This window comes from Bartonella sp. B39, from assembly GCF_053795145.1.
On record NZ_CP200036.1, the window covers coordinates 895585 to 921407 of the forward strand.

General features: G+C 37.6%; 27 protein-coding genes and 2 pseudogenes. 18 read left to right on the forward strand and 11 right to left on the reverse strand.

Annotated features, from left to right (window positions below):
* Positions 1-223: 223 nt before the first annotated feature.
* The 3 genes from V4P57_RS04230 to V4P57_RS04240 all read left to right on the forward strand — a co-directional run bounded on the left by V4P57_RS04230 (position 224) and on the right by V4P57_RS04240 (position 2330).
* Entirely contained in the window at positions 224-799 is a 576-nt protein-coding gene (locus V4P57_RS04230; RefSeq protein WP_455466851.1) for a cold-shock protein, read from the forward strand.
* Between the two features lie 242 nt (positions 800-1041).
* Positions 1042-1560: a DUF192 domain-containing protein gene (locus V4P57_RS04235; RefSeq protein ID WP_455466965.1), complete on the forward strand. Its 519-nt coding sequence runs from the start codon at positions 1042-1044 to the stop codon at positions 1558-1560.
* Entirely contained in the window at positions 1557-2330 is a 774-nt protein-coding gene (locus tag V4P57_RS04240; RefSeq protein ID WP_455466852.1) for an alpha/beta fold hydrolase, read from the forward strand. The genes V4P57_RS04235 and V4P57_RS04240 overlap by 4 nt, the downstream gene beginning before the upstream one ends.
* A 769-nt stretch (positions 2331-3099) precedes the next feature.
* Here V4P57_RS04240 and V4P57_RS04245 read toward each other — a convergent pair.
* Positions 3100-3627, reverse strand: a complete 528-nt coding sequence (locus tag V4P57_RS04245; protein ID WP_455466853.1) for a helix-turn-helix domain-containing protein — start codon at positions 3625-3627, stop codon at positions 3100-3102.
* Between the two features lie 127 nt (positions 3628-3754).
* On the opposite strand from V4P57_RS04245, the gene V4P57_RS04250 reads away from it, so the two are divergent.
* The 9 genes and pseudogenes from V4P57_RS04250 to V4P57_RS04290 all read left to right on the forward strand — a co-directional run bounded on the left by V4P57_RS04250 (position 3755) and on the right by V4P57_RS04290 (position 9497).
* The gene (locus V4P57_RS04250; RefSeq protein WP_455466854.1) at positions 3755-4048 is read left to right on the forward strand and encodes a helix-turn-helix domain-containing protein; all 294 of its coding nucleotides are present in this window, start codon (positions 3755-3757) and stop codon (positions 4046-4048) included.
* Positions 4049-4123: 75 nt separating this feature from the next.
* Complete coding sequence (locus tag V4P57_RS04255; RefSeq protein WP_455466202.1) at positions 4124-4534, forward strand: hypothetical protein; 411 nt, start codon at positions 4124-4126, stop codon at positions 4532-4534.
* Entirely contained in the window at positions 4534-5472 is a 939-nt protein-coding gene (locus V4P57_RS04260; protein ID WP_455466855.1) for a ParB/RepB/Spo0J family partition protein, read from the forward strand. Before V4P57_RS04255 ends, V4P57_RS04260 begins: the two co-directional genes overlap by 1 nt.
* Positions 5469-5927 (forward strand): hypothetical protein, encoded by a 459-nt coding sequence (locus tag V4P57_RS04265; RefSeq protein WP_455466856.1) that lies wholly within the window; start codon positions 5469-5471, stop codon positions 5925-5927. Before V4P57_RS04260 ends, V4P57_RS04265 begins: the two co-directional genes overlap by 4 nt.
* Positions 5924-7402: pseudogene (locus V4P57_RS04270) on the forward strand (transposase domain-containing protein); the annotation flags it as partial. The gene V4P57_RS04265 and the pseudogene V4P57_RS04270, both read left to right, overlap by 4 nt.
* A 413-nt stretch (positions 7403-7815) precedes the next feature.
* A pseudogene (locus V4P57_RS04275) lies at positions 7816-8847 on the forward strand (AAA family ATPase).
* The gene (locus V4P57_RS04280) at positions 8844-9110 is read left to right on the forward strand and encodes a hypothetical protein (protein ID WP_455466857.1); all 267 of its coding nucleotides are present in this window, start codon (positions 8844-8846) and stop codon (positions 9108-9110) included. The pseudogene V4P57_RS04275 and the gene V4P57_RS04280 overlap by 4 nt, the downstream one beginning before the upstream one ends.
* A complete protein-coding gene (locus tag V4P57_RS04285; protein ID WP_455466966.1) occupies positions 9110-9379 on the forward strand; it encodes a hypothetical protein in 270 nt (89 codons plus the stop codon). Before V4P57_RS04280 ends, V4P57_RS04285 begins: the two co-directional genes overlap by 1 nt.
* Positions 9372-9497 carry a hypothetical protein gene (locus V4P57_RS04290; protein WP_455466858.1) on the forward strand — a complete coding sequence of 42 codons (126 nt, stop codon included), beginning with the start codon at positions 9372-9374 and terminating at the stop codon, positions 9495-9497. Before V4P57_RS04285 ends, V4P57_RS04290 begins: the two co-directional genes overlap by 8 nt.
* A 688-nt stretch (positions 9498-10185) precedes the next feature.
* Here V4P57_RS04290 and V4P57_RS04295 read toward each other — a convergent pair.
* Genes V4P57_RS04295 through pcsA form a run of 3 tightly spaced genes read right to left on the reverse strand, consistent with a single transcriptional unit; the run spans position 10186 to position 12490 of the window.
* Complete coding sequence (locus V4P57_RS04295; protein WP_455466859.1) at positions 10186-10617, reverse strand: DUF6163 family protein; 432 nt, start codon at positions 10615-10617, stop codon at positions 10186-10188.
* Complete coding sequence (locus tag V4P57_RS04300; protein ID WP_455466860.1) at positions 10614-11660, reverse strand: enoyl-CoA hydratase/isomerase family protein; 1047 nt, start codon at positions 11658-11660, stop codon at positions 10614-10616. Before V4P57_RS04300 ends, V4P57_RS04295 begins: the two co-directional genes overlap by 4 nt.
* Positions 11661-11686: 26 nt before the next feature.
* Positions 11687-12490, reverse strand: a complete 804-nt coding sequence (gene pcsA / locus V4P57_RS04305) for a phosphatidylcholine synthase (RefSeq protein ID WP_455466861.1) — start codon at positions 12488-12490, stop codon at positions 11687-11689.
* Between the two features lie 181 nt (positions 12491-12671).
* On the opposite strand from pcsA, the gene V4P57_RS04310 reads away from it, so the two are divergent.
* From V4P57_RS04310 to sodC, 4 genes are all read left to right on the forward strand, one after another.
* On the forward strand, positions 12672-13898 hold the full coding sequence (locus V4P57_RS04310; RefSeq protein WP_455466862.1) for a UbiH/UbiF family hydroxylase: 1227 nt from the start codon (positions 12672-12674) through the stop codon (positions 13896-13898).
* Positions 13899-14521: 623 nt separating this feature from the next.
* Positions 14522-14866 (forward strand): hypothetical protein, encoded by a 345-nt coding sequence (locus V4P57_RS04315; protein ID WP_455466863.1) that lies wholly within the window; start codon positions 14522-14524, stop codon positions 14864-14866.
* The gene (locus V4P57_RS04320) at positions 14844-15170 is read left to right on the forward strand and encodes a hypothetical protein (protein ID WP_455466864.1); all 327 of its coding nucleotides are present in this window, start codon (positions 14844-14846) and stop codon (positions 15168-15170) included. Before V4P57_RS04315 ends, V4P57_RS04320 begins: the two co-directional genes overlap by 23 nt.
* Positions 15171-15536: 366 nt before the next feature.
* On the forward strand, positions 15537-16064 hold the full coding sequence (gene sodC / locus V4P57_RS04325; protein ID WP_455466865.1) for a superoxide dismutase [Cu-Zn] SodC: 528 nt from the start codon (positions 15537-15539) through the stop codon (positions 16062-16064).
* A gap of 239 nt (positions 16065-16303) precedes the next feature.
* Here the strand turns inward: sodC and V4P57_RS04330 are convergent, their stop codons facing one another.
* The 7 genes from V4P57_RS04330 to V4P57_RS04360 form a co-directional block, all read right to left on the reverse strand.
* Positions 16304-16684 carry a DNA methyltransferase gene (locus V4P57_RS04330; protein WP_455466866.1) on the reverse strand — a complete coding sequence of 127 codons (381 nt, stop codon included), beginning with the start codon at positions 16682-16684 and terminating at the stop codon, positions 16304-16306.
* 179 nt (positions 16685-16863) lie between these two features.
* Positions 16864-17265: an SUF system Fe-S cluster assembly protein gene (locus tag V4P57_RS04335; RefSeq protein WP_455466867.1), complete on the reverse strand. Its 402-nt coding sequence runs from the start codon at positions 17263-17265 to the stop codon at positions 16864-16866.
* Entirely contained in the window at positions 17258-18502 is a 1245-nt protein-coding gene (locus V4P57_RS04340) for a cysteine desulfurase (RefSeq protein ID WP_455466868.1), read from the reverse strand. The genes V4P57_RS04335 and V4P57_RS04340 overlap by 8 nt, the downstream gene beginning before the upstream one ends.
* A 9-nt stretch (positions 18503-18511) precedes the next feature.
* The gene (gene sufD, locus V4P57_RS04345; RefSeq protein ID WP_455466869.1) at positions 18512-19774 is read right to left on the reverse strand and encodes a Fe-S cluster assembly protein SufD; all 1263 of its coding nucleotides are present in this window, start codon (positions 19772-19774) and stop codon (positions 18512-18514) included.
* Between the two features lie 11 nt (positions 19775-19785).
* The gene (gene sufC, locus V4P57_RS04350; protein ID WP_455466870.1) at positions 19786-20541 is read right to left on the reverse strand and encodes a Fe-S cluster assembly ATPase SufC; all 756 of its coding nucleotides are present in this window, start codon (positions 20539-20541) and stop codon (positions 19786-19788) included.
* 53 nt (positions 20542-20594) lie between these two features.
* Positions 20595-22106, reverse strand: coding sequence for a Fe-S cluster assembly protein SufB (sufB, locus tag V4P57_RS04355; protein ID WP_455466871.1), 1512 nt, complete (start codon positions 22104-22106; stop codon positions 20595-20597).
* A gap of 142 nt (positions 22107-22248) precedes the next feature.
* Positions 22249-23415 (reverse strand): cysteine desulfurase family protein, encoded by a 1167-nt coding sequence (locus tag V4P57_RS04360; protein WP_455466872.1) that lies wholly within the window; start codon positions 23413-23415, stop codon positions 22249-22251.
* A 163-nt stretch (positions 23416-23578) separates the two neighbouring features.
* On the opposite strand from V4P57_RS04360, the gene V4P57_RS04365 reads away from it, so the two are divergent.
* Together V4P57_RS04365 and tyrS are read left to right on the forward strand one after the other, a co-directional pair.
* On the forward strand, positions 23579-24259 hold the full coding sequence (locus tag V4P57_RS04365; RefSeq protein ID WP_455466873.1) for an alpha/beta hydrolase: 681 nt from the start codon (positions 23579-23581) through the stop codon (positions 24257-24259).
* 285 nt (positions 24260-24544) lie between these two features.
* Positions 24545-25798, forward strand: coding sequence for a tyrosine--tRNA ligase (gene tyrS, locus V4P57_RS04370; RefSeq protein ID WP_455466874.1), 1254 nt, complete (start codon positions 24545-24547; stop codon positions 25796-25798).
* Positions 25799-25823 lie beyond the last annotated feature (25 nt).

Genomic DNA, 25823 nt, shown 5'->3' on the forward strand with positions numbered 1-25823 from the left:
AAAAAACCTTTTGTATTAGCTTCTTTCTGAGCGATCCACTGTAAGATATATGGAGCATACGATCAAATACTTTTGTGAATATTCGTGTTGATATTAACACTAAGAGATACGACAATGTGGGGAAATCTTATCTTGGGGCTTGCGTGTTGATGTAATAGCAATGTTTACTTAAGCGTAGAGAATCAATATCATACAATTTAGAGCTACAGGATCACGTTTTATTATGACGAGTAAAGATGCATTAAAGGATTGTTCCCTATCTGAGGACAGTGTAAGTGCTTGTGGTGAGATTATTGAAATTAGTGGTGTCATTAAGTGGTTTGATGGTAGTAAAGGGTATGGCTTTGTTGTACCTGATTTGCCTAATTTTCCCGATATATTATTGCATGTTACGGTAATGCGCAGGGATGGTTTTCGGACAGCTTTAGAAGGTGCTAAAGTTGTCTGTGCTGTGGAAAAAACTGAGCGGGGATTGAAGTGCGTTCAAGTGAAATCCATAGACTGTTCTTCGGCGGTTCATCCGTCAGAAATTCCAGCCCGTACACATATTGTTGTGACTCCAGAAAGTGGTTTAGAGCGTGCAATTGTTAAATGGTTTAATCGCGATAAAGGTTTCGGTTTTCTTAGTCGCGGGCAAGGAACAGAAGATATTTTTATTCATATGGAAACGTTGCGTCGTTTTGGTTTAGCAGAGCTACGTTCTGGTCAAGTTGTTCTTGTGCGTTTTGGTAAAGGGGAAAAAGGCTTGATGACAGCAGAGATTTATCCAGATATAGGGATTCCGTTTGCTACGCATTGAATTGCAGTATTGAAGTTATACGATCCCTTTTTTTAAAGAGAGGATCCAGTGGATGTAAGCGGTATTAAGGTTAGCATGTGTAAGAGGAAGTTTGTCTGTCAATCCGTAAATAAAATAAAACGGATTCAAATATTGCATTGAGTACGATAAGAAGATAGATTCTTGTAATTTTTTACTTTTAAAATTTAGGTGTTTTTATTTTAATAACAAAATTTAAAGAGTTATTTGTGGTGAAGATAAAAATATTAAAACCTTTTGAGAGAAGGCGTATCGTTGTATTGGTGCTGTTTTTCTTGTTAAAAATAAGTGTAGTTATAGCGAAGCAACCCATAGAAATCCCTGTTCATCCAATTCCTTTGGAAATACAAACAAATCAAGGTAAGATCTCTTACAAAGTAGAGATTGCTTTTACGCAGTCCCAAGCGGCAGCTGGTTTAATGTATCGCACTCATTTTCCACGTGATCGCGCAATGCTCTTTAGAAAGCAAGAAAGTAAGCAGTTAAAGGATAAGCAGGAATTTTTTATGTGGATGGCAAATACACCTTTGCCCTTAGATATGATTTTTTTAAATGCTGAAGGGGTTATTGTGTCAATTATTGAAAAAACTTCACCGTTTTCAACTAATATTATTTCATCAGGAGTGCCTGCGACTTTTGCTCTTGAGCTTAATGCCGGTGAAGTTTCTAAAAAACAAATACAGAAGGGACAACGTGTTATTCATCCTACTATTTGTGGAAAGTGCGAAGGCAATAAAAAATGATAGCGGAAAATATTCATTTTTTTGAATATAATGGTTTGCGATTTGCTTATCGAGAAGAAGGGCAGGGAACTCCCATTTTGTTGATTCATGGTTTTGGATCTTCTGCATGGGTGAATTGGTATGCAACGGGTTGGTTTCGTACTCTTACTGAAGCGGGATATCGTGTTATTGCCCTTGATAACCGTGGTCATGGAGATTCTGCTAAAAGTTATGACCCTTCTTTTTATACACCTCAAGCTATGGCGTATGATGCCGTAAGATTATTGCAGCATTTAGAGTTATCTAAAGTACATGTCATGGGATATTCTATGGGGGCTCGAATTAGCGCATTTATGGCTCTTTTGTATCCAACATATGTACACAGCGTCATTTTTGGTGGTTTAGGTATTGGTATGGTAACAGGAGCAGGGAATTGGCAACCTGTCGCTGAAGCTCTTTTAGCAAAAGATATTTCTACTATTACCAATCCGCGCGGTTTGATGTTTCGTAAATTTGCAGATAAAACTAAAAGTGATAGACGTGCTTTGGCTGCTTGTGTTATTACATCAAAACAGGAGTTAACAGCCTCTGAGGTTTATAAAATTAAGCAACCTGCACTTGTTGCCGTTGGTTCATTAGATGAAATTAGCGGTGAAGCAGAGCCGTTAGCCGCTTTGTTGCCTCATGGTGAAGTGTTACCAATTCCCGATCGAGATCATATGCTTGCTGTGGGAGATAATGTCTATAAAAAAGGCGTTATCGATTTTCTTTCTCGTTATCCTATCATATAAAATGTTGATAGATTTTAGGGTTCGCAAAATGTCCAGTGTTTTTTATCTTGAATAAAAGTAAAAAGCTTACTTATTAGTTCTGCTATTGTGATGTAAACTTTTACGAAAGGGTAAGAAAAACAATAACAAACCCCCGTTAGCTTATTTGTAGGAAGCATAATTCTCTTTTATAGACGAAAAGAATTTATTTTAGAAGTAATTAAAGAGGGCTGTTTCTAATTTTTACAATGAGTTTTTTTGTAAACAAGACAGCTGTAAAAGGATGGGTGTACTTTTATTTTATAGAATTCTGCTTGTAGCAGGAGAGCTGTGGTTTGGTAGTATGTTTTGCACTAAGTGGGAAGAGGTGGGATTAGTTAGGAATATGTGGTAATTTGTTGTTTTTATGTACAATTTTTACCATTAAATGCGCGTTTTGTAAAATTAAATTTTGACACCTAAAATTGCTCAAAAGAGCCAAAAATCATAAAAATCGGAATTTTTCAGCAAAAAGGGAATGAGGCTTTGAAAAGTCTTTGAAAATCCTTTGAAGAATTTTAAAAAGTCTGTGAAAGCCCAGAAAACCGGCTTTGAAAGACCTTTGAAAAAAATCAGACAAATCGTAAAAGCAACTCCAAAAACAACCCAAAATGACCAAAAAAGCAAAAAAGATTTTCACCTATTGGTGATTATCTATTTTTATGAACAATATATCATTATAAATCATATAGTTACATAATTTTTCTAATGTAAAAAGATTTTCATATCAGTTTTTCATTTTAGAGAGGCATTAAGCCGTATTTTGTGTAGTTGTTATATGTGCTCTTTCAGCTTCGATTTGACGCTTTAAATGCAGTTTGAGAAGAGGCAAAGTAAGCTCAACTTCTTCCGTATCATTGATGTTTTGAACAAGCTCTTGCAACTTTCCATAGAGCTCCGCCGCGATTTCCGCTATATCTTCAGGGGGGAGTTTAATTTTTGTATCACGATAGGTCGTATAAGCTATGCGACCAAGCTTTTTCATGAGGCCAGAAGGGATGGTAGGTGGAGAGATATTGAAAGCCTGAGTCATCATCATGTCTATAAACATTGCATCTTCACCAGTCAAAAGCCAATTTAGGTTCACTCCAAATTTTTCTTTATATGCTGATAAAACCGTTGCGTCTGGAGTTCTGTCGCCGCGTTCGTAATTTCCAAGCCCCTGAAGACTGATACCAATCTTAAGAGAAAATATATCACGAGATAAGCCCACAAGCTTTCTAACTTCTGTGAGTCGTCTTGCTAATGCGGTTTTTGGCTCATTTTTTTTTCGTTTCATATTATAAATATTTACAAATGGGGTTGACTAATATCCCGTTTGTAGATATACCTTTTATTGCAGCTATTTTACAATTAACCCCACAAAGACGGATGTTGCAGCATCTGTTTTAGCAGGAGCGAAAGTTATGACCATGACCCAAATATGGGATCGCCATAGTATTTTAGCCGAGCTACGCCGTCGTAATATGACCTTGGCGGAGCTTGCAAAAGCTTATCAACTATCGTCATCCAGTGTTCAACATATCTGGACACGGTCTAACGAGAAAGCTGAACGTGCTATTGCCGATTTTATCGGCCTGCCCGTTGAGCAAATCTTCAGCGACCGCTACCCTAAAAGTCGCAATCGCATTTTCAAAGCAGCAAAAGATTCTAATACAGATTCCGTAGCCCATTGTGCATTGCGCAATAATGCTGCTTAAAATTGGTTGCAAGAATGCGTGTTTCAAACACATTTCCCATAAGCTTTAAATACCATAAGACAAAAAGGTTTATCAATGTCTAAAGATCAATACAAAATAGATAAGATAAATTGCTGTTCTGCAAAAGATGAGATCATCAATCCTTACTCAGAAATTGAGCGATTAGAAACGATGCTTGCTTGCTGTTATAAGGTTGTGCAAAGCAGTTTTCGCCATTTACCTGTACGATATATTATTGATCCTCCACATGGCTTATTTGATGCGGCGTTAGCACGACAGATTGTTATTCATATTCTGCATTATCAGTTTGAGGTGCCGCGGCGGCGTATTGTTGCCATACAAGCACGGCAGCGGACTTCTATCTCTCTATCTTTGCAAGTGATTAATCGACGTTTGGAAGAACCTGTTTTTGCCAAAGCTTATCGAAGGTGGGCTGGGCGTGCGATGGATTTGTTTTTTAAAGAAATGGAAAAGGTGGCGGCGTGATGGCACGATTTCAAGAGATTGCTTTAGATTTGATTGTTGTGCCTGAGCGCATTCGCCCTGTAGATGATGAGCATGCCAAGGCGCTTGCGCAATCGATGGTGCGAGAGGGTTTGATGAATCCGATTACAGTGCGCCATACGCCCAATGCCAAGGGAGGTAATTATACGTTGATTGCTGGTGCGCACCGGTTACGTGCTGCTGAGCTTTTGGGTTATCGGGAAATTGATGCTGTTGTGGTGCAAGCTGATAAGGACAATGCCGCGCTTTTAGAGGTTGCAGAAAACCTTTTCCGCAATGAATTGTCGGTGATTGACCGTGCCTTGTTTGTCCAGACCTACCGCGAATTATGGGAAAAGAAGTATGGGGAGATTCAACGTGGTGGTGACCACGGTAATCAATATACAAAGGATAAAGTGGCAAAGGGTCAAGTTGACCCTTTGCCAAAAGATGGTTCTTCAGATCATAATGAAACTGGGTGTGAAGGAGACAAAGTGGCAAAGGGTAATGTTTACCCTTTGCCAAATGATGGTGACTTAAATGGCAAAGTGCAAAGTTTGCACTTTGCCAAACATGTGGCGGATCGCATTGGTTTATCGAAGGAGTCGGTAAAACTCCTCAATCGCATTTCCCAGCATTTACAGCCGGAATTGCGGGCGGTTTTGCGTGGCACGGCATTGGCGGATAATCAGGCGCAATTGTTGAAGCTTGCGAAGATGGAGCCGGTTGCGCAGCGGCGTGTGGCGATTGCTTTGCAACAGGTTGAGGGGGATTTACGGCGGGCTGTTGATTTGGTCAATGGCATTAATACACCGCCACAAATCAATGAACAGGAACGGATTTTTGCCCAATTGTTGGGTGTTTGGCAGAGAGCGGATGCGCAAACAAAGGCGCGGTTTTGTGATTATCTTGCAAGAGAACGGGGGGAGGAGCAGGCATGAAGAGGCATGGTTCTCAACAGCTTGATTTTTTTCAACAGCCGGTTTTTCCCTGTCGTGAGCCTGTTGCACAGATTGATTTAGAACGATTTCGCTCACGAATAAAACGTGCCATGGCTAAAGCTTTGCGTGAATGCCCGTTTGAACGGAGTGTGATTGCTGAACGCATGGCCCATTATTTGGGGATTGGCTGTTTAAGTAAGGCGAGTTTGGATGCTTATGTTGCTGAAAGTAAGCAGGTGGATATTTCTTTACCACGCTTTAAGGCTTTTGTTCGCGCTACGGGAGCGTTTTGGCTGTGGGATGAGGTTGTGAGTGAAGATGGCTTATTGTTATTGCAAGGGGATGAAGCGCGGTTAGCAGAGATTGCTAGGCTCCAGCAGGAACAAAGGAAGATTGCCGCGCAATTAAAAGCCATGCGGGCTACACCCGTGAAGATTAAGCGGGGGCAGCCATGAAAGAATGGTTTAGCATTGCAGAATTAGCTGCATTAGCCCTGCCAGAGTTGCCAAAAACAAAAGTCGGCCTTAATAATCTCGCACTTAAAAAATGGCGTTTAAATACACAGTTGTTTCGCCAAATTTTAGGAAAAACCAAGCCGGTTTGGGAGTACCACGTCTCTTTATTGCCAGAGCGGTCGCGGGCAGTTTTACTGATGCAGCAAAGAGAGATTGGTGTTTTGCAAAATGTGGAGCAAAGCGTGCAAAAAGAAGACATTTGGTTGCGCTATGATGGCCTTTCGAAGGCACATAAAAACCGCTGTGAAGAGCGTTTGAAGGCGCTTTGTTTTATGGATGATTTACTCTTAGCTGGTATGGGTGTGCATGATGCGGCAAGCTTGAGTGCGGTCAAATTTGGAGTAAGCCGCAGGTCAGTTTTTAATTGGCGCGAGAGGGTAGAAGGATATGAGCGTTGTGATTGGTTGGCAGCGTTAGCGCCTTCCTATGGTGAGGAGAGTTGTGCACAATTTGCGCCGTGTCATGAGGGGGCTTGGGAAGTTTTGTGTTCGGATTATTTACGTTCTTCTAAGCCTGCATTTTCGGCTTGTTATCGGCGCATGGTTGCGGTTGCACAGGAAAAAGGTTGGGTGCCCATTCCTTCTGAGCGGGCTTTGCGGCGTCGTTTCAATAAAGAAGTTTCCAAAGCGGTTGTGACATTAGCACGTGAGGGAGAAGAAAAGGCAAAAAAGCTTTATCCTGCACAACGACGTGATCGTTCGACGCTTCATGCTCTGCAAGCAGTGAATATGGATGGGCATAAATTAGATGTTTTTGTTCGGGTTCCTTGGTCAGAAAAACTTGTTCGTCTTTATTTGATAGCCATTCAAGATCTTTATTCTGGGAAGATTTTATCATGGCGTTTATCGGATTCTGAAACTTGGGAAATTGTCCGTTTGGTGATTGGTGATATGGTGGAAACTTATGGCATTCCGGAGCTTATGACTTTGGATAATGGTCGTGCCTTTACCAGCAAATGGATTTCGGGGGGTGTGCAAAATCGTTTTCGCTTTAAAATTAAGCCAGACGATCCGCAAGGTCTTTTGACGACATTGGGTGTTCAACTGCAATGGACCACACCTTATAGCGGACAATCTAAGCCAATTGAGAGAGCATGGCGTGATTTAGCTGAAGCTATTTCCAAACATCCTTTTTGTGCTGGAGCTTATACGGGGAATAAACCTGATGCCAAGCCTGAAGATTATGGGCAGCGTGCAATAGGATTTGAGGAATTCAAAGCGCATGTTGGAGCGCAAATTGTTGCCCATAATGCACAAAATGGGCGTAAAGCGCTTAATTGTGCGGGGCGGAGTTTTGATGTCACATTTGAAGAAAGTTTACAGGCCGAGGGGACGATTATCCGGCAAGCAACGGCAGCACAACGGGCTTTGTGGCTTTTAACGTCAGAGGCACTTCGCACCCAAAAAGGAAAAGGATTTTGCCCATTTCAATATTTAAATCAAGAGTACGAAGTTTTTAGGTGTCTTTGCCCTAAGAGTTGAGGCGCATGAAGTGATTTAAGTTTCCACGATGGGTTGGAAAAGGGAAGAAATTTTAAAGTGTCCGGTTAAGTATCGCGTACGGGCTTGAAGATTTAACAAAGAAAGGGGAGAAAGAATCTTATCCATTCAAAGTTTCAATCAATACGATCAAATTTTCAGGTGTCTTTTCCTTAATAGGGCAAGGAGCATGAAGTGATAAATTGCCCCCAAAGGACAAGGAGAGGGGGATTTAACGTGGCCGGTTAAGTATCGCGTACGACTTTAGATATTCATTGAAGAAGAAAGAAAGGGGCGAGTTTTAACCTCTCCCCTTTCAATGTCTAAATCAATACAGAAAGGAAATATACATGAAGTACGCGATAAATGCAACAGTTGATAAAAACACTTGGGCGCGACCAAAAATCCAGCCTGATGGATCAGCACAAAACCGCAATAGTGATGATATTGCTTTATGGAATGAGCTTGTGGATTCGGTGAGAGCTTTGGCACGTATGAATGATTGGTCGAAGGCAGAAGTAGCGCGGCGCATTGGTATGCCTGATGGAACCTTTTCACAGTGGTATTCGGGTAGTTATGCTGGACAATTAGGCAAGCAAAATGCGAAGGTTCAACAATGGGTAGATGCTTTAAAAGAGACGGCAGGTCTTTTGGAACTGATCCCCGAAAAGCCTGCCTTTCAAAAGAATCGTATTGCGCATGAAATCATTGACACTTTAACGTTGGCGTAAAGTACGGGCGGTATGGTGATGATTACGCTTGATGCAGGCAATGGCAAGACGGAAACCTGCCGCCATTACCGTGCGACTCGTCCGCATGTTTATCTTGTGACAGCTAGTCCGCATACGCGCAGTGTTCATGGTATTTTGAATGATATGGCAGCAGAATTGGAAGTGGTGGAATATAACCCCACCCGTTTAACGCGTGCTATTGGCAAGAAATTAGAGCGTGTTGGTAGTGGTACGCTGTTGATTGTTGATGAAGCACAAAATTTAACGGATGAGGCGATTAATCAGTTGCGCCATTTTGTTGATATCAACGGTACGGGTTTGGCTTTGGTTGGCAATGATGAGATCTCTGGACGGTTGGTTCACCGTCAAAATGGTCCGTCTTATGCGCAAATTAAAAGCCGATTGGCTATGCATCTGAAGCGTCGCAAGCCCTATAGTGAGGATATTGCCTCCCGCATACATGATTGGGGGATTGAAGATGTTGGTGCGATAAAGTTTTTGACAGGGATTGGCTTAAAGGCTGGTGCTTTACGGCAAATTGATAAAACCATGATGTTGGCACGTATGGCAGCGCTTGGGGATGGGTGTGAGGTGACGCTTAAACATGCCAAAGAGGCGTGGAGAAACCGTGACGTGGAGGAATTGGCATGATCCCTGTAACTAAGGAATTATCGAATACGCTTGTTGGTCTTTATGACGATTATCAGCACGGTTTTGAGATTGGAGAACAGCTTAAATTGTGTGTGGATTTGGCGTTATCCCTTGAATTGGAATTGAGTATTCACCGTTTAAGCGAGGCGGATGCGGTCTTGGAAAAGGAAGTTGCAGAAGTTTTGCCCCGTTGTGGCAGCTCTCATGGTGATGCAGATGAGACAAATACAGTTGTTTATATGGATTTTGGAGGCGAAAAATGATGGAATGGAACCCTTATATGGTGAGAGATTGCTTGATTGCTTTGCGCTCTGCCTTGTTAAAACATGAATTGGATGGAATTTTTTTAAGTGCGAAAGATGTTCGAGAACTGAATGACTATTTGCGCCGCTTGGCGGTCTATAACCACATTTTAGTGCATGAACTTTTGCGGTGTCGTTGGCAAATAAAAGCGGGATGTGCGCCTTCTTCAGGAGATGTTGTGCCGTTTCGCCGTTTTCAAAAAACACAGGAGGAAGTTGGTGATGAATAAAGCAATTGAGCTTGAAGGAACGCATTATATGAAAGATGCGAAAGGGGCTTTGGTGCCGATAAGCTTGATCCGCCCTGCGGATTTAAAGGCCTTTGAAGACCCTTTGAGAACCCTTTAAAAAAATGAAAATCTTTTGAAAAGGAGGTAGTTTTTACAAAATACGATACAAATTATACAAAATTTTATGGTGCTCATGCACTCATGATCTTACAAATTGTAGGTATCAAATCATGTGATTGTGGCAAGAAGAATTGATCATATCAAATCGTGATTTTTAACAGAAAATAAAGACTCATAAAAAGGGGCTTTAAATGATCTTTGAAGACCCTTTTAGAACCCCTTAAAAAACCCTGTGAAAAAAAATAAATTGGTGCAAAACTAGGTGGCAAATAGTGCAAAACCTGCTGGCAAGCTACACTTATTTTAAGCAAATAGTTTCGGCTAAAATAGCTTCTTGGCAGCAAAAACAATTGCCATTTTTTTGACATAATTGTGTTGCAAGTATAAAAAATGCGTTAAAAATATGAATAATGTGTCTAAAATAGGTTTTTTCTATCTAGGTTAAGACTTCTTATCTCATGCTTATTATCGCATAATATATATTATGGAATTTTTTTAAATAGAGAGGGTATGTATTATGGCAATGGCACTTTGGGGAACACTCGCATCATTGATATGGATATTCTCAACGAAAGCGACTAGTGTCTGGAATTTATGGTGGGTACCGTTTAGTTGAGAAAATTCTATAACGTTTAAAATAGAATCGGGCCGGAATGACTGGCCCGAAAACTTTAGAAATAAAGATGTTATAATAATTTAATGTCGATGGAATCGTCAGTTGTATGATTTCTTTTTGAGAAGAACATCATAATTTGTAGTATCACAAAAGCTAAAAATAATACTCCATGAAATAGTGCTACAAAGGGCTGATAAATAGAAGCGGAATAATACATCGTTAATGTTTCGATAAATGCTGCAATGCACCATAAAACGATTCCCCACAATGAATGCATCCAAAGTCCAATTAAGGCGACAGGATAAACAATAGCCAATGTGGCTGATGCAAACTGCCACTGCCATGGCATAAGATCAAAACGCCATAGAACACCTGGAAGCACACCAACAAGACGTATCCAATAAACAACACTTAAGCCTAAGCAAATAAGCGCCAAAAAACGTAAATAACAGCTATAAATTAAATTGATTTTTGAAATCTGCTTTTGAGGGTTAGTTTTCAAAATAATAATTCTCTTTCAACAGGTTGGAAGTAGGCATCTATCATTTCATCTGTTACATTTGAAAGTTTGTCTGGCTGCCATTTAGGTGCTCTGTCCTTTTCAATCAGCATTGCACGCACACCTTCATGAAAATCATGTGAGTTAATCATATGATGTGCAATACGATTTTCAACTTTTATAAAATCTTCCAAAGTTTGCAATGGATTTTGTTTCATTTGTTTCCAGATAACTTTTAAACTTGTCGGAGAACGTGACAGCAAGATATCATAGCACTCTTTGGCAAATAAAATGCCTTCATTGCTTTTTTTATGAAGCAATTCAATACATTCCTCTAATGTATGGGCACTAAAACAAGCTCTGATAATACAGCGTATTTCATGGCTTGTTTCATAGTCTTTTGTAATTGTTCGTTCTTTCAAAGCTAAAACAGGATTTCCTTTCTCAATGATAGCTTTTCTAATCATATCGAGTTCAACTTCAGGAACTGCATGAGTTGCTAGTCCTAAGTTTAAACAATCTCCCCATTTTATGCGTGCGCCGGTTAATGCAAGATAAATGCCGAAGTAATCGGGAAGAGGTGGTAAAAAAAAGCTCGCGCCAACATCTGGAAAAAAACCAATAGCGCCCTCCGGCATAGCAAAGAGTGTATTTTCTGTAACAATTCGGTGTGAACCATATATGGAAATCCCTACCCCTCCTCCCATCCAAATGCCGTTTAAAAAAGAAATGTAGGGTTTTGGAAAGCGTTTAATATAAGCATTTAAGCGATATTCGTCACTAAAATATTGGTAGGAAGAGTCTTTTTTCCCCATATGGTAGATTTCTACAACATCTCCACCAGCACAAAAAGCACGCCCCTCTCCTTCAACCAAAACGCAAGAAACATCATCATCTATTTCCCATGTACTGAGAGCTTTTTTAAAGGCGAAAACCATTCGTTGATTAAGAGCATTTAATGCTAAAGGACGTGTGAGCTTTATAATGCCAGCATGCCCCTTTTTTGTAAAAAGAATATCATCACCTGCCCCAAAATCAATTTGCATCTCATACCTTTCCCAGAGTGTCTATATTATTGTTTTTTCACGCCCAATTGAGGAAATATCTGCATGATAGCACCAATACAATACATATAAATGCCTGTTACTGAAATTCCTAGCTTAACCCAATATGGAGCATCTAGTTTGTAAAAAAATGCGGTAACACCAAAGGAACACCATGAAAGAAAAATTGGAAAATTAAGCCACCGCAAACGGATGACTCTTGTTGGATGGATGAAATAAACTGGTAAAAAAGATATAATTGCTGATAAAACAATAATGGTAAAAGTGATCCACTCCCCTGGCTTTACTACAAAAAGCATGAAAACCATCATATTCCAAACGACAGGAAATCCTTTAAAAAAGTTTTCTTTGGTTTTCATTCCAGTATCCGCATAATAAATAGCAGATGAAATGACAATGATAGCACTTAATAAAAATGACAGTCCTGAATCCATTAAACCACTTTGATAAAGCGCAAAAGCTGGAATTAGGACATAAGTTACATAATCAATAATATTATCTAAGAGTTCTCCAGACCAAGTTGGAAGTACGTATTTAACATCAAGTTTGCGTGCAATTGGCCCATCGATACCATCAACAAGAAGTGCAAGTCCAAGCCAACAAAACATAGCAGTCCATTCTTTTTGAGATGCCGATATAAGAGAAAGAAACGCTAAAAATGAACCAGAAGCTGTCAGTAAATGGACAGAAAAGGCCTTTGCTTGTGGCATCGTTACTTTTTTATGGCGCAATAAATCAGCATTAGTTTTGATTTTTTTTGTTAGCTTACGTTTCAAAGTTTTCTTATCCTCGTCTCTAAAGTTTTCATCCATTTACCAATACGCCATTTTTTACTAATGGTATAATTGACTGTAAAAAAAATCATACAAAAGTTACTTTTTTATATCGCATTATTTATTACATAATATAATAGAAGATCTTCACACAATAAAAAGAGATTGTTCATTTAGAAATATTAAAATATTTGGTAAATGTGAAAGGGCTCAGGTAGTTGTGACATTTGAAAAAAGTGAGCATAGAGGTATTGCTGTCATTGGTGCAGGCCAAGTCGGTATGTTAACAGCACTTAGTCTTGCACATAAGGGGCACTCTGTTTTTCTTGTTGGTCCACCTGCTCATGCGGATGAATTACGGACAACTGCTCTTATGATGCCAGCAATACGTACGCTTCAAAAACTCAATATTTGGAATATTCTTAAAGGTCATGCAGCAGCTTTGTCTTTCATTAGAATTATAGATATAACCTCTAGGATTGTGCGTGCTCCTACTGTAAATTTTTCTTCCGCTGAAATTGGTGAAGAGGCTTTTGCTTACAACATACCTAATGTAGAGTTAAACAATGCTTTAGTCAATTCTGTTATGCATACGCCTAATATTACAAGATTTGTTTCTTCGGCAAAATCTTTTCATCACCAAAAAAGTCATGTATGTATTACTCTTGCAGATGGTAGAGTTATTCAAGCGTCGCTTGTTGCTGCTGCTGATGGGCGCCACTCTCTAACACGAGCGGCAGCGGGTATAGGTGCCAAACAGTGGAATTATCCGCAAAAAGCGCTTGTTCTCAATTTTTCCCATGATTTCTCTCATCAAAATACATCAACTGAATTTCACACAGAAAATGGTCCATTTACACAGGTTCCATTACCAGGAAAAAGATCTAGTCTTGTGTGGGTTGTTAGTCCTTCCCGTGCCGAGGAATTATTGAATATGGAAGCAAAAGCAATTGCAGAAGTAATCGAAGATCAGATGCAGTCAATGCTTGGTACATTGACATTAGAAACACCAGTTCAAGCATGGCCACTTTCAGGACTTATCTCTCATCGTTTTGCTGCCAATCGAACAATTTTAGTGGGTGAAGCAGCCCATGTCTTTCCTCCTATTGGAGCGCAGGGACTGAATTTAGGGTTTCGTGATGTTCAAACTTTGATTGATATTTTACCCAACAAAATATCCACTTCTAACTCTGAAATGATTGTTGCACGTTATAACCGATGCCGCAAACCTGATATATTGATTCGAAGTGGATCTGTTCATATGCTCAACTCTGCTTTACTTTCTAATATGTTGCCTGTTCATATCATACGAAGCGTTGGTCTTGGATTATTACGTAGTTACTCACCGTTACGTAATTTATTTATGCGAGAAGGAATGTATCCAGGCTACGGATTCAAAGAAATTATGCAAACATTCCTAACTAAATCACCTAAACAGCTCCATTGATATGATAAAAATAACTGATACAGATGAATTAAAATAATGGACAATAAAAAAAATAAGATCTAATTTTGCTATTAAATTTACTGATTAAATAAAAATATTAACAGTTATTTTGTACAGTACATAATGCAGCAAAAATAATAATAAAAAATGCAAAAACGACTCTAACATCACAACATAATGATATTAGTAAGAGAAATATTTATTATTTTTATATTTTAATTAAACGTTTAAAATTAGGAACAATTTCATTTTTCATGGAATTTTGACAAAATGATATTTTCGAGAAGAAATTATACATAAGAGTTATTAAAACGTTCTGATAGCTTACATTCTCTCAGATAAGGATTAATTACGTAATAAATCTTTTATATCAGTTGGTTGATGATATAAAACTGAAGAACTGTATGTTTGAATAAGTAAAAATGGACATGAAAAAATTGTTAAGAACAAAAACTCACGTCACTTTTTTTCATAAGAAGAATAAAGAAAAAACGATTTTTGTTAATCAATATAAATTTTAAAAAATTTTCTTCGTTAATTATAATATTAAAAATAAAATATTCTTTGGAACCTGTTAGCAATAAAGAAGTTAGTGAAGTATTGTTTTAACAGGCGGCAACAAGATGAGTTTAAGTAAAATTTTAAAATTAGTTATTTTTTTTATGGCGATTGTCTGTCTTTTATCTATAGTCATAGCTTCAATAAGTAAAATTTTTTATGCTCCATATTGTCAAGCTTCTGCCTATACTTTCACCAAAGATATCACTAAACAAGGCCAAAATTCATTTACAGCTTCGCAAGTTAAAAACTGTCTCATGCATAATGGTTTCACGGATATTAAACGATTGCGTTTAGATGATAAAGGTATTTGGCGTGCTTTAGTAGAATTTAAAAAGCACAATTTTCTTGTATCAGTTGATTACTCTGGAACAGTTAGTATTCAAAATGAAAGAAAAAAATATGATTAATTTTAAAACTTATAGCAATGTTGATTCCAAAAGTTGTAAGAGAACTTTTTTCAAAAAAATCTATCATTCTATTAAAGAACCTGCTTTTATTGGAAGCTTAAATGGTAGTATATCAGGAGCTATTGCGGCAACTCTCGCAACTTATGGTTATATTGGGCTGTCAGGATTTGGTCCAATTGTCGCAATGGGTATAGGTATAGCATTTTTTACCGGAACGATAATTGGTGCAACGATAGGATTAATAATGGGTATTTTTGTTGGTACATTTTGTGCTTTTATGGGAAAGATACATACATTACGATAGATTAAATTTCATAACAAATAGAAAATTTTACCAGTTATCCTTGTTCAGAAACAGAATTTTTTATGAAAATCATAAAATCTGTTTTAGGAGTGTCTCTTGAAAAAATGTAGGAAAAATGTCCATAAAAGCCACATTATTCATTTTATATAGGAAATCATTTGAGATAAACTTAAAGACATGTAAAAAGATTTATTTTGAGTTTATAGAGTTTTTTTGTGAATTATACTTTTTCAAGAAAGTATGATTTATGTGTTTTTTATGAAGTGTACAATTACATAGAATATAAAAAGTATTTTTATCATTATGATATTTATTTTTATATTTTAGTAATGAAATTTATTTCAAATAAGTATAAAAAGGTGCTACATGAATAAAATTTTCTTTCTTTTCTTATCATCACTAATGTTTTTAGCTAATTATACTATTACATTAGCAGAATCTATGCAGGTAAAGGTTTATGGGCTAGAAAATAACAACACAAAAAAGCCTATTGGTACGATTGAAATTGAAGAAAATACACATGGTTTAATTTTTGTGCCAAATTTATCCACCTTACCGGAAGGTTTACACGGTTTTCATGTGCATGCGAATCCTTCATGTGATACGAAAGATGGTGTAATTGGCGGTGCTGCAGGTAGACATTATGACCCGCAGAGCACTAACAAGCATCTTGGACCTTATAATGTCAATGGTCACTTAGGTGATTTACCTGCGCTTTATGTCGATGATAAAGGGCGATCGACAATGAGCGTTATCGCCCCACGAATTAAAAAGCTTTCAGAGGTTAAAGGGCGCTCATTAATAATTCATTTAGGAGGAGATAACCATTCTGATAAGCCATTATCGTTTGGCGGAGGTGGGGCGCGTTTAGCATGTGGTATTATCGAAGAATAGATCTAAAATTATGATAAACTATGGAAATATGCACTTTTTCTATAGTTCATCAACGGTGTAGCTTATCACTACAATTTGTAATATGGTTTATTATAAGATTTTATAAAGTTTGTTTTTTTATTTATCAAAAGACCCCTTCCGTTTTGGAAAACAGTGAACAATCCGTAGAATTTTTTCATTGATCACTGGTTTCCTCAAGTTTCTCTGCAACGTAGGCACTTGCAAAATAATAACTTCTTTTATTTGCAAGAAATGTAAACAAATATTTTTTCAAAATATAATTGACAGTGTTTTATATCATTTTGTGGCGAATATTTTTTTTGCAAAATGACATTGTTTACAAAATTTCGTCCATCATAACTCACTTTAAGATAAGCTTGGTCATCACCAATGGATATCCAAATACTTTCATCATTCGCAAGAAAACAATGTAACAATTCTAATCTATTTTCCGTAAGGCTTAGCCATATAGTACATTCTAAACCATCTTCATAATATTCGAATGCATTGCCTGTATCATACGGTGGATCAATATAGATGCTCTTCACCTTACCTGTATACTCTTGTTCAAATGCTCTGAGTGTCAGCAAACTATCATCAAAAATACCCTGAGCAGGCATCTGATACGCTGCATAATAAGATTTTTAAAGATCTTCCAATAAAATACGAGGATCAAGTTTTGTGCGTCTCTCTTTTCCCAATCCAAGTTAGTTCCAATTTTTGTTTATTACGGCTCATGTGAACGTTCTTAAACCTAAAAACTTATGAAAAGTAAAAAGTTTGTTCATGAGCAGTAATTTTAATACCATCCGACAGCAACTTGCGCTTCTTCTGACATACAATCAGGTGTCCATGGTGGATCAAACGTCATGGTGACTTCAACATGTGAAACACCTTCAACTGCGCTTACAGCATTTTCTACCCAACCCGGCATTTCACCGGCAACAGGACACCCTGGTGCTGTAAGTGTCATTTCAATTTTTACTGAACGATCATCTTCAATATCAATACGATAAATCAACCCTAACTCATAAATATCAGCAGGAATCTCCGGATCATAAACCGTTTTCAGAGCAGCAATAATATCATTCGTCATACGATCAATTTCGTCTGCTGGAATTGCTGATATGTAAGACTTTTTATTTTCGCTTAAAGTCTCAACAGATTCCGTAGAACGGCACTTTTCAATTGATTCAGCCATTAAAAAATGTCCTTGCTTCTTTCAGTGCTTCTACTAATATATCAATATCTTCATAGGTATTATACATAGCAAATGATGCACGACAAATAGATGTTAAACCAAAGCGTTGTAATAACGGCTGTGCACAGTGTGTTCCTGCACGTATAGCAACTCCTTTTCTGTCAATAAACATAGCAACATCATGCGCATGGATACCTTCGATTGTAAATGATATAATAGCCCCTTTATTGGGAGAATGACCATAAGTACGTAACGTTTCAACAGTTTCAAGCTTTTCATGTGCATAAGCCAACAGTGCTTTTTCATGTGCATAAATAGCATTTCTACCTTTTTCTTGCACATAATTAATGGCTGCAGCCAATCCAATAGCTTCAACTATGGGAGGAGTTCCCGCCTCAAAGCGGTAGGGGGGAGCATTATAAAAAACTTTATCAGTCGCGACATCCTCGACCATTTCCCCTCCTCCTTGAAAAGGAATCATTTCCTCCAGCCGATGTTTTTTACTATAAAGAACACCAATACCTGTCGGACCATAAAGCTTATGGCCCGTAAAAACATACCAATCACAATCAAGACTTTGCACGTCAACCGTTAAATGTACAGCACCCTGAGAACCATCAACAAGAACAGGAATGGCATTTTGGTGTGCTAGTTTAACAATCTCTTTAACAGGAGGTACAGTTCCCAATATATTAGACATGTGCGTAACAGCAACAAGTTTTGTTCGAGCACTTAAAGCTTTTTGGAAATCCTCAATATGTAAAATACCATTTTCATCAATCGGAATAAAAACAAGCTTAACACCTTTTTGTTCACGAAGAAAATGCCAAGGAATAATATTTGAATGATGCTCCATGATGGTGAGAACAATTTCATCACCTTCCCTTAGTTTGGACATAGCCCAACCATAAGCAACGGTATTAATGGCTTCTGTTGCATTTTTCGTAAAAACAATTTCCTCAATTGTTTGAGCATTTAAAAATGCACGAACTGTTTCACGGGCATTTTCATAAGATTGTGTTGCCGCATTTGCTAAAAAATGTATTCCCCTATGCACATTAGCATAGTTGCATTGATAGAAATCATCCATTGCATTGAGCACTGATTGTGGTTTTTGAGCGGAAGCACCATTATCAAGATAGGCTAGTTGCTTTCCATAAACACTACGGTGTAAAAGAGGAAAATCATGCCGAATTTTGTCTACATCATAACTTAATGTTTGTACGTCATTTCCCATTTTTTTACCTTAAACATTTTTTTCTAACCATCTGCTAATAATAGTTCCCAAAATAGCTTGAGTATTATCCTGTTTAATGTCTTCAATAAGCTCGAAAACAAATCCTTTAATTAAAAGTGCACGAGCTGTTTTTAAAGGAATACCACGCGCCATGAGATAAAAAAGATGATCATGATTAATATTAGCAACTGTCGCACCATGACCACACGCAACATCATCAGCAAAAATTTCTAGCTCAGGCTTTGCATTAAATTCCGCGTTATCTGAAAGTATGAGGCTATTACAAGCCATGCGTGCATCTGTTTTTTGAGCTTTTTGAGCAACACGTATTGTTCCTTGAAAAACACCGACTGCTTTATCCGTGACCACATTGCGTATAACTTCGGTTGAAGTTGATTTTTCTTCCACGTGACGAACAGTCATCGTAAGATCGCTATGCGTTTGTCCTGACAATAAATTTACGAATCTTAATTGAAAGCTAGATTCTTCCCCCTGTAATTCAACATCAATTTCCTGACGATTCAATTGACTGCCTATATTAATCACATAAAGTGATAGTTTTGCTCCTTGACCAAGAAGAGCACGAAATCGGCTAAACTGTATAGAATTAAAACCACGATTGCAAATAATGATCCATGTAATATCACTATAAGCAGCAACATCTAACGAAGATATCGAACTGACAAAAGTATCTTTATCATTACCAATCTGATGTTCAAGAAATACAGCTTGACAGTTTTTTTCAATTTTTATGTCTGAAAAAATATGAGACTGTCCTCCCATTTGAATATTTTGTAATTCAATGGGAACATTTAATTTTGTATTTTCAGGAATGTGAAAAAGCCAACCATCCGTAACAAAAGCTGTATTTAATTGTCCAACAAAATCTTCATCAGAAATAATTTGATTTATCTCTACAAAATTGTCTTTCAATGCGTCTGCAAGACGTTTTACCGTAATATTTTTTATATTTGACTGCGTAACTGTTTTTCCATTTTTAATAGAAAAAATAGCACTTTCTGAAAGTAATGCATCAACGAATTGCTCATCATTTACTTCTGAAAAATTACTAACAGATTTCAGTAACGTACGCAGATTCGTATAATGCCAATTTTCAATTTTACGTGAAGGAAGCCGTGTTGTTTGAAACAGTTCAATAGCTTTTTTTCGGACTGTCTGTACAGCTTTATCGCCAGGTAAATTGCTTATATATTGATTGAAATTATTGAGTATATCTTCTTCAGCTGCCAACAATTCTTGCCGTGCATTCATATTCAATGACCTCAAGCCGCTTCACTGATAAGATCAGCATATCCATTTTGTTCTAAATAAAGCGCTAATGATTTATCACCGCTTTTAATAATACGTCCTTTATAAAGAACATGTACTGTATCAGGAATAATATAATTAAGAAGACGTTGGTAATGGGTAATAACCAAGAATGAACGCTTTGAATTCCGAAGTTTATTAACACCATCTGCAACGATTTTTAGCGCATCAATATCTAAACCAGAATCCGTTTCATCTAAGATACAAAGTTTAGGTTCAAGAAGCGCCATTTGTAAAATTTCAGCTCGTTTTTTTTCTCCACCTGAAAAACCCACATTTAATGGACGTTTTAGCATGTCCATATCTATTTCAAGTTTTGAAGAAATGTCTTTAACACATTTTATAAACTCAGGAATTTTAAGCTCTACATCACCACGCGCTTTGCGTTGAGAATTCATCGCAACTTTTAAAAACTCCATCGTTGCCACCCCAGGTATTTCCATTGGATATTGAAATGCAAGAAAAACACCGTATGCAGCACGTTCTGCTGGATCCATTTCTAAAAGTGACTGTCCATTATAAAGAATATCGCCTTCTATCACTTCATAATCATCACGACCAGCAAGCAAATAAGATAAAGTCGATTTTCCGGCTCCATTTTGTCCCATGATAGCAGCAATTTCACCATCTTGAACAGTTAAGTTTAAACCACGAATGACCTCTGTATCGGTCCCAACAATACGGGCACGCAAATTTTTTATCTCTAACATAATTTAATCCTGTTCTGGCTATTTTACGCCAAGTGCGCTATTTACCTAAATAATTATCCCACACTACCTTCAAGGCTGATACCAATGAGTTTTTGTGCTTCAACAGCAAATTCCATCGGAAGCTTTTGAATAACTTCTTTGACAAAACCATTCACAATTAATGCGATAGCTTCTTCTTCGGGAACACCTCGCTGCATAACATAGAAAAGCTGATCATCAGAAATTTTTGATGTTGTTGCTTCATGTTCAAATTGAGCCGTCGCATTCTTTGCTTCAATATAAGGAACTGTATGGGCACCACAATCATTACCAATTAACAAACTGTCACATTGCGTAAAATTGCGTGCATTCTGTGCTTTTCGATGTGCTGTAACTTGCCCTCGATAAGTGTTATTTGAAAAACCGGCAGAAATGCCTTTGGAAACAATACGGCTTGATGTATTTTTTCCTAAATGAATCATTTTTGTACCGGAATCAATTTGTTGATAACCGTTTGCGACAGCAATAGAATAAAATTCTCCACGCGAGTTGTCACCACGTAGTAAGCAAGATGGATATTTCCAAGTAATTGCAGAGCCAGTTTCGATCTGTGTCCACGAAATTTTAGCATTATCACCCCGACAATCTCCGCGTTTTGTCACAAAATTGTAAACACCACCCTTACCATCTTTATCGCCAGGATACCAGTTTTGTACTGTAGAATATTTAATTTCTGCATTTTTGAGCGCAACAAGCTCAACAACCGCAGCATGAAGTTGGTTTTCATCACGTTGGGGTGCCGTACACCCTTCAAGATAAGAAACATAAGAATCTTCGTCTGCAATAATTAATGTTCGTTCAAATTGACCCGTATTGCGTTCGTTAATCCTAAAATAGGTTGAAAGTTCCATGGGACAACGAACCCCTTTGGGAATATAAACAAATGAACCATCTGTAAAAACAGCTGCGTTTAAAGCAGCGTAATAATTATCACCCGCAGGCACAACTGTCCCTAAATACTCCTTAATAAGAAAGGGATGTTCTGTAATTGCTTCTGAAATAGAGCAGAAAATAACACCCGCACGTGCCAACTCTTTTTTAAATGTTGTCACAACAGAAACAGAATCAAAGACTGCATCAACAGCTACCTGTCCTGATGCATAAATACTCTCATCAAAAGTAGAGGGGGCAGACTGTTTTCTTACCCCTGCTAAAATTTCTTGTTCTTTGAGGGGAATACCAAGTTTTTCATAAGTCGCCAACAATTCAGGATCCACTTCATCCAAAGATTTCGGTCCTGTATGATTTTTAGGAGCAGCATAATAATATAGCTCTTGGAAATCAATTTTGGGGTATTTAATGCGCGCCCAACCAGGCTCTTGCATTGTTAACCAACGACGAAAAGCTTGTAAACGCCATGTCAGCATCCATTCAGGTTCATGTTTTTTATCGGAAATGAATCGAATAATATCTTCAGTTAATCCTTTTGGAGCTTTATCTGTTTCAATATTGGTTTCAAAGCCGTATTTATATTGATCAACATCTATCTCACGTACCTGGCGTATTGTTTCTTGTACTGCCGGCATTAGCTTTCTCCATTCTTTCCAGTGTCAAGAACCTGTGATTAAAAGTCTTGTTTTTACAAGATTAAAGCAAGAAATTCATTTTCTAGACTATATGCAAAGTAAAAAAATTTCAATCAAGCTTATTTTATTTTTTAAAACAATTCTAAGTTTTTTTATGGTAAATTCCGCTTTTGCTATTATTTATAATCTGAGAAAAAACTAATAAAAAATCATCGATATCTTTGGAAGTCGTGTCGAGTCCTGTTGAAACACGGATTGCGCCGTTTGGAACGTTGTATCCCATTGCTTCCAAAACTTTACTTTGTTTGACTTTTCCTGAAGAACAAGCAGAACCTGCTGATACAGAAAACCCTGCCAAATCAAAACTAATTTGCATGGTTTCAGCTTTTATATTGCGCACAGCAAAATAAGTTGTGTTTGGCAAACGCTGAACTCTTTTACCAAAAATTTCAACATCACTACATATTTTCTGTATTCCATCTTCCAATTTATTGTGTAAATACACTAAGCGTTTCATCTCTTCGTTGGTGAAACAATCAGCCATCGCCACCCCAAAAGCCGCAATAAGTGGCAACGCTTCTGTTCCTCCACGCAAACCTTTTTCTTGTCCCCCTCCAACAATAAGAGGATACGGAATCAGAAGGTTACCGCATGAAACAAAAGCACCAATTCCTTTAGGCCCACCAATTTTATGCGCAGACAGTATAAAAAAATCCCCTCCCATCTGTTTAATATCAACAAAATTTTTGTCTACATATTGTGTCAAATCAACGATAAGAATACCTCCAAAATTTCGAACAATAGCAGCTATTTTTTTTATTGGTTGAATAACACCGGTTTCACCATTAGCAGCTTGAATAGCAACAAGAGGGAGGCCTTTTGTTTTATCGTGAGCAGTTAAGAGAGAAACTAATTTATCTTGTTGAATGAGACCATCTTGATCAACAGCAATGGTGCTGATGAATTCTTTAGAGAAACGTCCCCCTTCTGCAATAGATGGATGTTCAGTGGCTCCAGTGTACAGATGAGAAAATTGAACCTTAGAGCTCCCCATATTATAAAAGGGTGTTAATAAAGTCATTGCTGCTTCAGTCGCACCAGAGGTAAATACAACATGATCTGGATGTGCGTTGAGATTTTCAGCAATTTGTCGGCGTGCTTTTCCTAATAAGGCTTTAGCAGCACGCCCTTCTTCATGAACGGATGATGGATTACCAAATATCTCTAAAGATTCCAATAATGCTACCCGTGCCATTTTTTTGAGTGGTGTTGTTGCATTATGATCAAAATATCGGCGTCTTACAACCATTTTACATCGCAATCATTAATCTTATGAATTTATTTAAAAAAATAGTGCAATTTCCTTGAAAAATGCACTTAAAAAAGAATATCTAGTAATCAATGAGTGGAGATTCTATGGTAAAAGTTGATCAAGGTCAATAAGAGTCTTTATAGCATTTAAGGAGCATTTAATGCCAGAAATTATTTTTAATGGTCCCGCAGGTCGACTTGAAGGGCGTTATCAGCCTTCTCACCAAAGAAATGCATCAATAGCGATTGTTTTACATCCTCATCCCCAATTTGGTGGCACAATGAACAATAGGATTGTTTATGATCTCTTCTATATGTTCCAACAACGTGGCTTTACCACATTACGTTTTAATTTTCGTGGTATCGGTCGCAGCCAAGGTGAGTTTGATTATGGAATAGGAGAACTTTCAGATGCTGCAGCTGCACTCGATTGGGTACAAACGCAGCATCCTGATTCTAAAAACTGCTGGGTTGCAGGGTATTCATTTGGTGCTTGGATTGGTATGCAGCTTTTAATGCGCCGACCGGAAATTGAGGGTTTTATATCCGTTGCTCCTCAACCTAATGTTTATGACTTTTCATTTCTTGCCCCTTGCCCCTCCTCTGGGCTTATCATTCATGGCGATATCGATAAAGTTGCTCCTCCAAAAGATGTCCAAACGCTTGTAGATAAACTAAAAACACAAAAAGGTATCACTATTACACAAGAGATACTGGAAGGTGCTAACCACTTTTTTAGCGGATGCAATAAAGAGCTTATTGAGCGATGTGCTCAATATTTGGATAATCATACTACGGGTGAATTCCTTTCTCCTCCACCTGAAATACTTTCACTTACTTAGAAGTACTGAAAAAATGAAAAAAATATTTTGATGATAGATGTGTAGCTTATTTTTCGGTATTCTTGTAGATTTCCCTCATTTTATCTACTTTTTAAAGATAAAAAATATATCTAATTATATCAATGAAAACCGTTTTTCTCTAAAGCATAAAAGAAAGAGAGTCTCTTTGTTATCTTTTGCTCCCAGTATTGTTCATTCTCTTGTGAGATATGATTCATTTATGGTAGAGAAAGCGTTAATCATCCAATATAAACGAGTGCAATGTTAAACTAGGAAATAAAATTTGTGCCTGCCTTTAAATCTGAATTTTTACATATTATGAGCGAACGTGGTTTTATCCATCAAATTTCGGATGAAAGAGGTTTGGATAATCTTTTTTCAAAAGAAGTTGTAAGCGCCTATATTGGATTTGATCCTACAGCGTCGAGTCTGCATGCTGGAAGTCTTCTTCAAATTATGATGCTTTATTGGTTACAAAAAACCGGTCATCGTCCCATTGCTTTGATGGGGGGAGGAACGGGATTAATCGGTGATCCTTCCTTCAAAGATGAAGCACGACGTCTTCTGACACGAGATGATATTGCTGCAAATATCGCTGGTATTAAAAAGGTATTCGCTAACTATTTGACATTTGGTGATAAGAAAATTGATGCATGCATTGTGAACAATGCTGAATGGTTATGCAATTTAAACTACTTAGAATTTTTGCGTGACGTAGGAAAACATTTTTCTGTTAACCGTATGTTGTCATTTGATTCTGTCAGACTGAGACTTGAGCGCGAACATTCTTTGTCATTCCTTGAATTTAATTATATGATATTACAAGCTTATGATTTTATTGAACTTTATAAGCGTTATGGATTGCGTGTGCAAATGGGTGGTTCTGATCAATGGGGCAATATTATCAATGGAATTGAGTTAGGACATCGCTTAGGAACACCACAATTATATGCATTAACTTCACCATTGCTGACAACTTCTTCCGGTGCAAAAATGGGTAAATCATTGAATGGTGCTGTATGGCTTAATGCAGATATGCTCTCACCTTATCAATTTTGGCAATATTGGCGTAACACAGAGGATGCTGATGTTACACGGTTTTTAAAACTTTATACCACATTGCCAATAGATGAGATTCTCAAACTTTCCGTATTGCAAGGAGCTGAAATTAACGAAGCAAAGAAAATTCTTGCAACAGAAATTACAGCAATGTTGCATGGGCGCAGTCTTGCGGATGAAGCAGCAGAAACCGCTCGTAAGACTTTTGAAGAAAAAACACTCGGAGAAAATCTTCCAACTGTTGAAATGAACGCCACAGAATTTAAAACAGGTGTTGGATTACTCTTTCTTTTAGTACAAGCAGGACTTGCTAAATCTAACAGTGAAGCACGCCGGCATGTTCAAGGTGGAGGTGTGCGTATTAACGATCAAATCATTGAAGATGAAATGCGTCTTATTATTGAAGAAGACATCAATGCAGAAGGAGTAATTAAACTTTCTTTCGGTAAGAAAAAACATATTTTAGTAAAACCAGTATAATTTCTTTATAACTTTTTGCATTCCT

Coding starts and splice junctions, on each gene's coding strand:
- V4P57_RS04230 (WP_455466851.1), top strand. CDS start 224: ATGACGAGTAAAGATGCATTAAAGGATTGTTCCCTATCTGAGGACAGT.
- V4P57_RS04240 (WP_455466852.1), top strand. CDS start 1,557: ATGATAGCGGAAAATATTCATTTTTTTGAATATAATGGTTTGCGATTT.
- V4P57_RS04245 (WP_455466853.1), bottom strand. CDS start 3,627: ATGAAACGAAAAAAAAATGAGCCAAAAACCGCATTAGCAAGACGACTC.
- V4P57_RS04250 (WP_455466854.1), top strand. CDS start 3,755: ATGACCATGACCCAAATATGGGATCGCCATAGTATTTTAGCCGAGCTA.
- V4P57_RS04255 (WP_455466202.1), top strand. CDS start 4,124: ATGTCTAAAGATCAATACAAAATAGATAAGATAAATTGCTGTTCTGCA.
- V4P57_RS04260 (WP_455466855.1), top strand. CDS start 4,534: ATGGCACGATTTCAAGAGATTGCTTTAGATTTGATTGTTGTGCCTGAG.
- V4P57_RS04265 (WP_455466856.1), top strand. CDS start 5,469: ATGAAGAGGCATGGTTCTCAACAGCTTGATTTTTTTCAACAGCCGGTT.
- V4P57_RS04280 (WP_455466857.1), top strand. CDS start 8,844: ATGATCCCTGTAACTAAGGAATTATCGAATACGCTTGTTGGTCTTTAT.
- V4P57_RS04285 (WP_455466966.1), top strand. CDS start 9,110: ATGGAATGGAACCCTTATATGGTGAGAGATTGCTTGATTGCTTTGCGC.
- V4P57_RS04290 (WP_455466858.1), top strand. CDS start 9,372: ATGAATAAAGCAATTGAGCTTGAAGGAACGCATTATATGAAAGATGCG.
- V4P57_RS04300 (WP_455466860.1), bottom strand. CDS start 11,660: ATGCAAATTGATTTTGGGGCAGGTGATGATATTCTTTTTACAAAAAAG.
- pcsA (WP_455466861.1), bottom strand. CDS start 12,490: ATGGATGAAAACTTTAGAGACGAGGATAAGAAAACTTTGAAACGTAAG.
- V4P57_RS04315 (WP_455466863.1), top strand. CDS start 14,522: ATGAGTTTAAGTAAAATTTTAAAATTAGTTATTTTTTTTATGGCGATT.
- V4P57_RS04320 (WP_455466864.1), top strand. CDS start 14,844: ATGAAAGAAAAAAATATGATTAATTTTAAAACTTATAGCAATGTTGAT.
- sodC (WP_455466865.1), top strand. CDS start 15,537: ATGAATAAAATTTTCTTTCTTTTCTTATCATCACTAATGTTTTTAGCT.
- V4P57_RS04330 (WP_455466866.1), bottom strand. CDS start 16,684: ATGCCTGCTCAGGGTATTTTTGATGATAGTTTGCTGACACTCAGAGCA.
- V4P57_RS04335 (WP_455466867.1), bottom strand. CDS start 17,265: ATGGCTGAATCAATTGAAAAGTGCCGTTCTACGGAATCTGTTGAGACT.
- V4P57_RS04340 (WP_455466868.1), bottom strand. CDS start 18,502: ATGGGAAATGACGTACAAACATTAAGTTATGATGTAGACAAAATTCGG.
- sufD (WP_455466869.1), bottom strand. CDS start 19,774: ATGAATGCACGGCAAGAATTGTTGGCAGCTGAAGAAGATATACTCAAT.
- sufC (WP_455466870.1), bottom strand. CDS start 20,541: ATGTTAGAGATAAAAAATTTGCGTGCCCGTATTGTTGGGACCGATACA.
- sufB (WP_455466871.1), bottom strand. CDS start 22,106: ATGCCGGCAGTACAAGAAACAATACGCCAGGTACGTGAGATAGATGTT.
- V4P57_RS04360 (WP_455466872.1), bottom strand. CDS start 23,415: ATGGTTGTAAGACGCCGATATTTTGATCATAATGCAACAACACCACTC.
- V4P57_RS04365 (WP_455466873.1), top strand. CDS start 23,579: ATGCCAGAAATTATTTTTAATGGTCCCGCAGGTCGACTTGAAGGGCGT.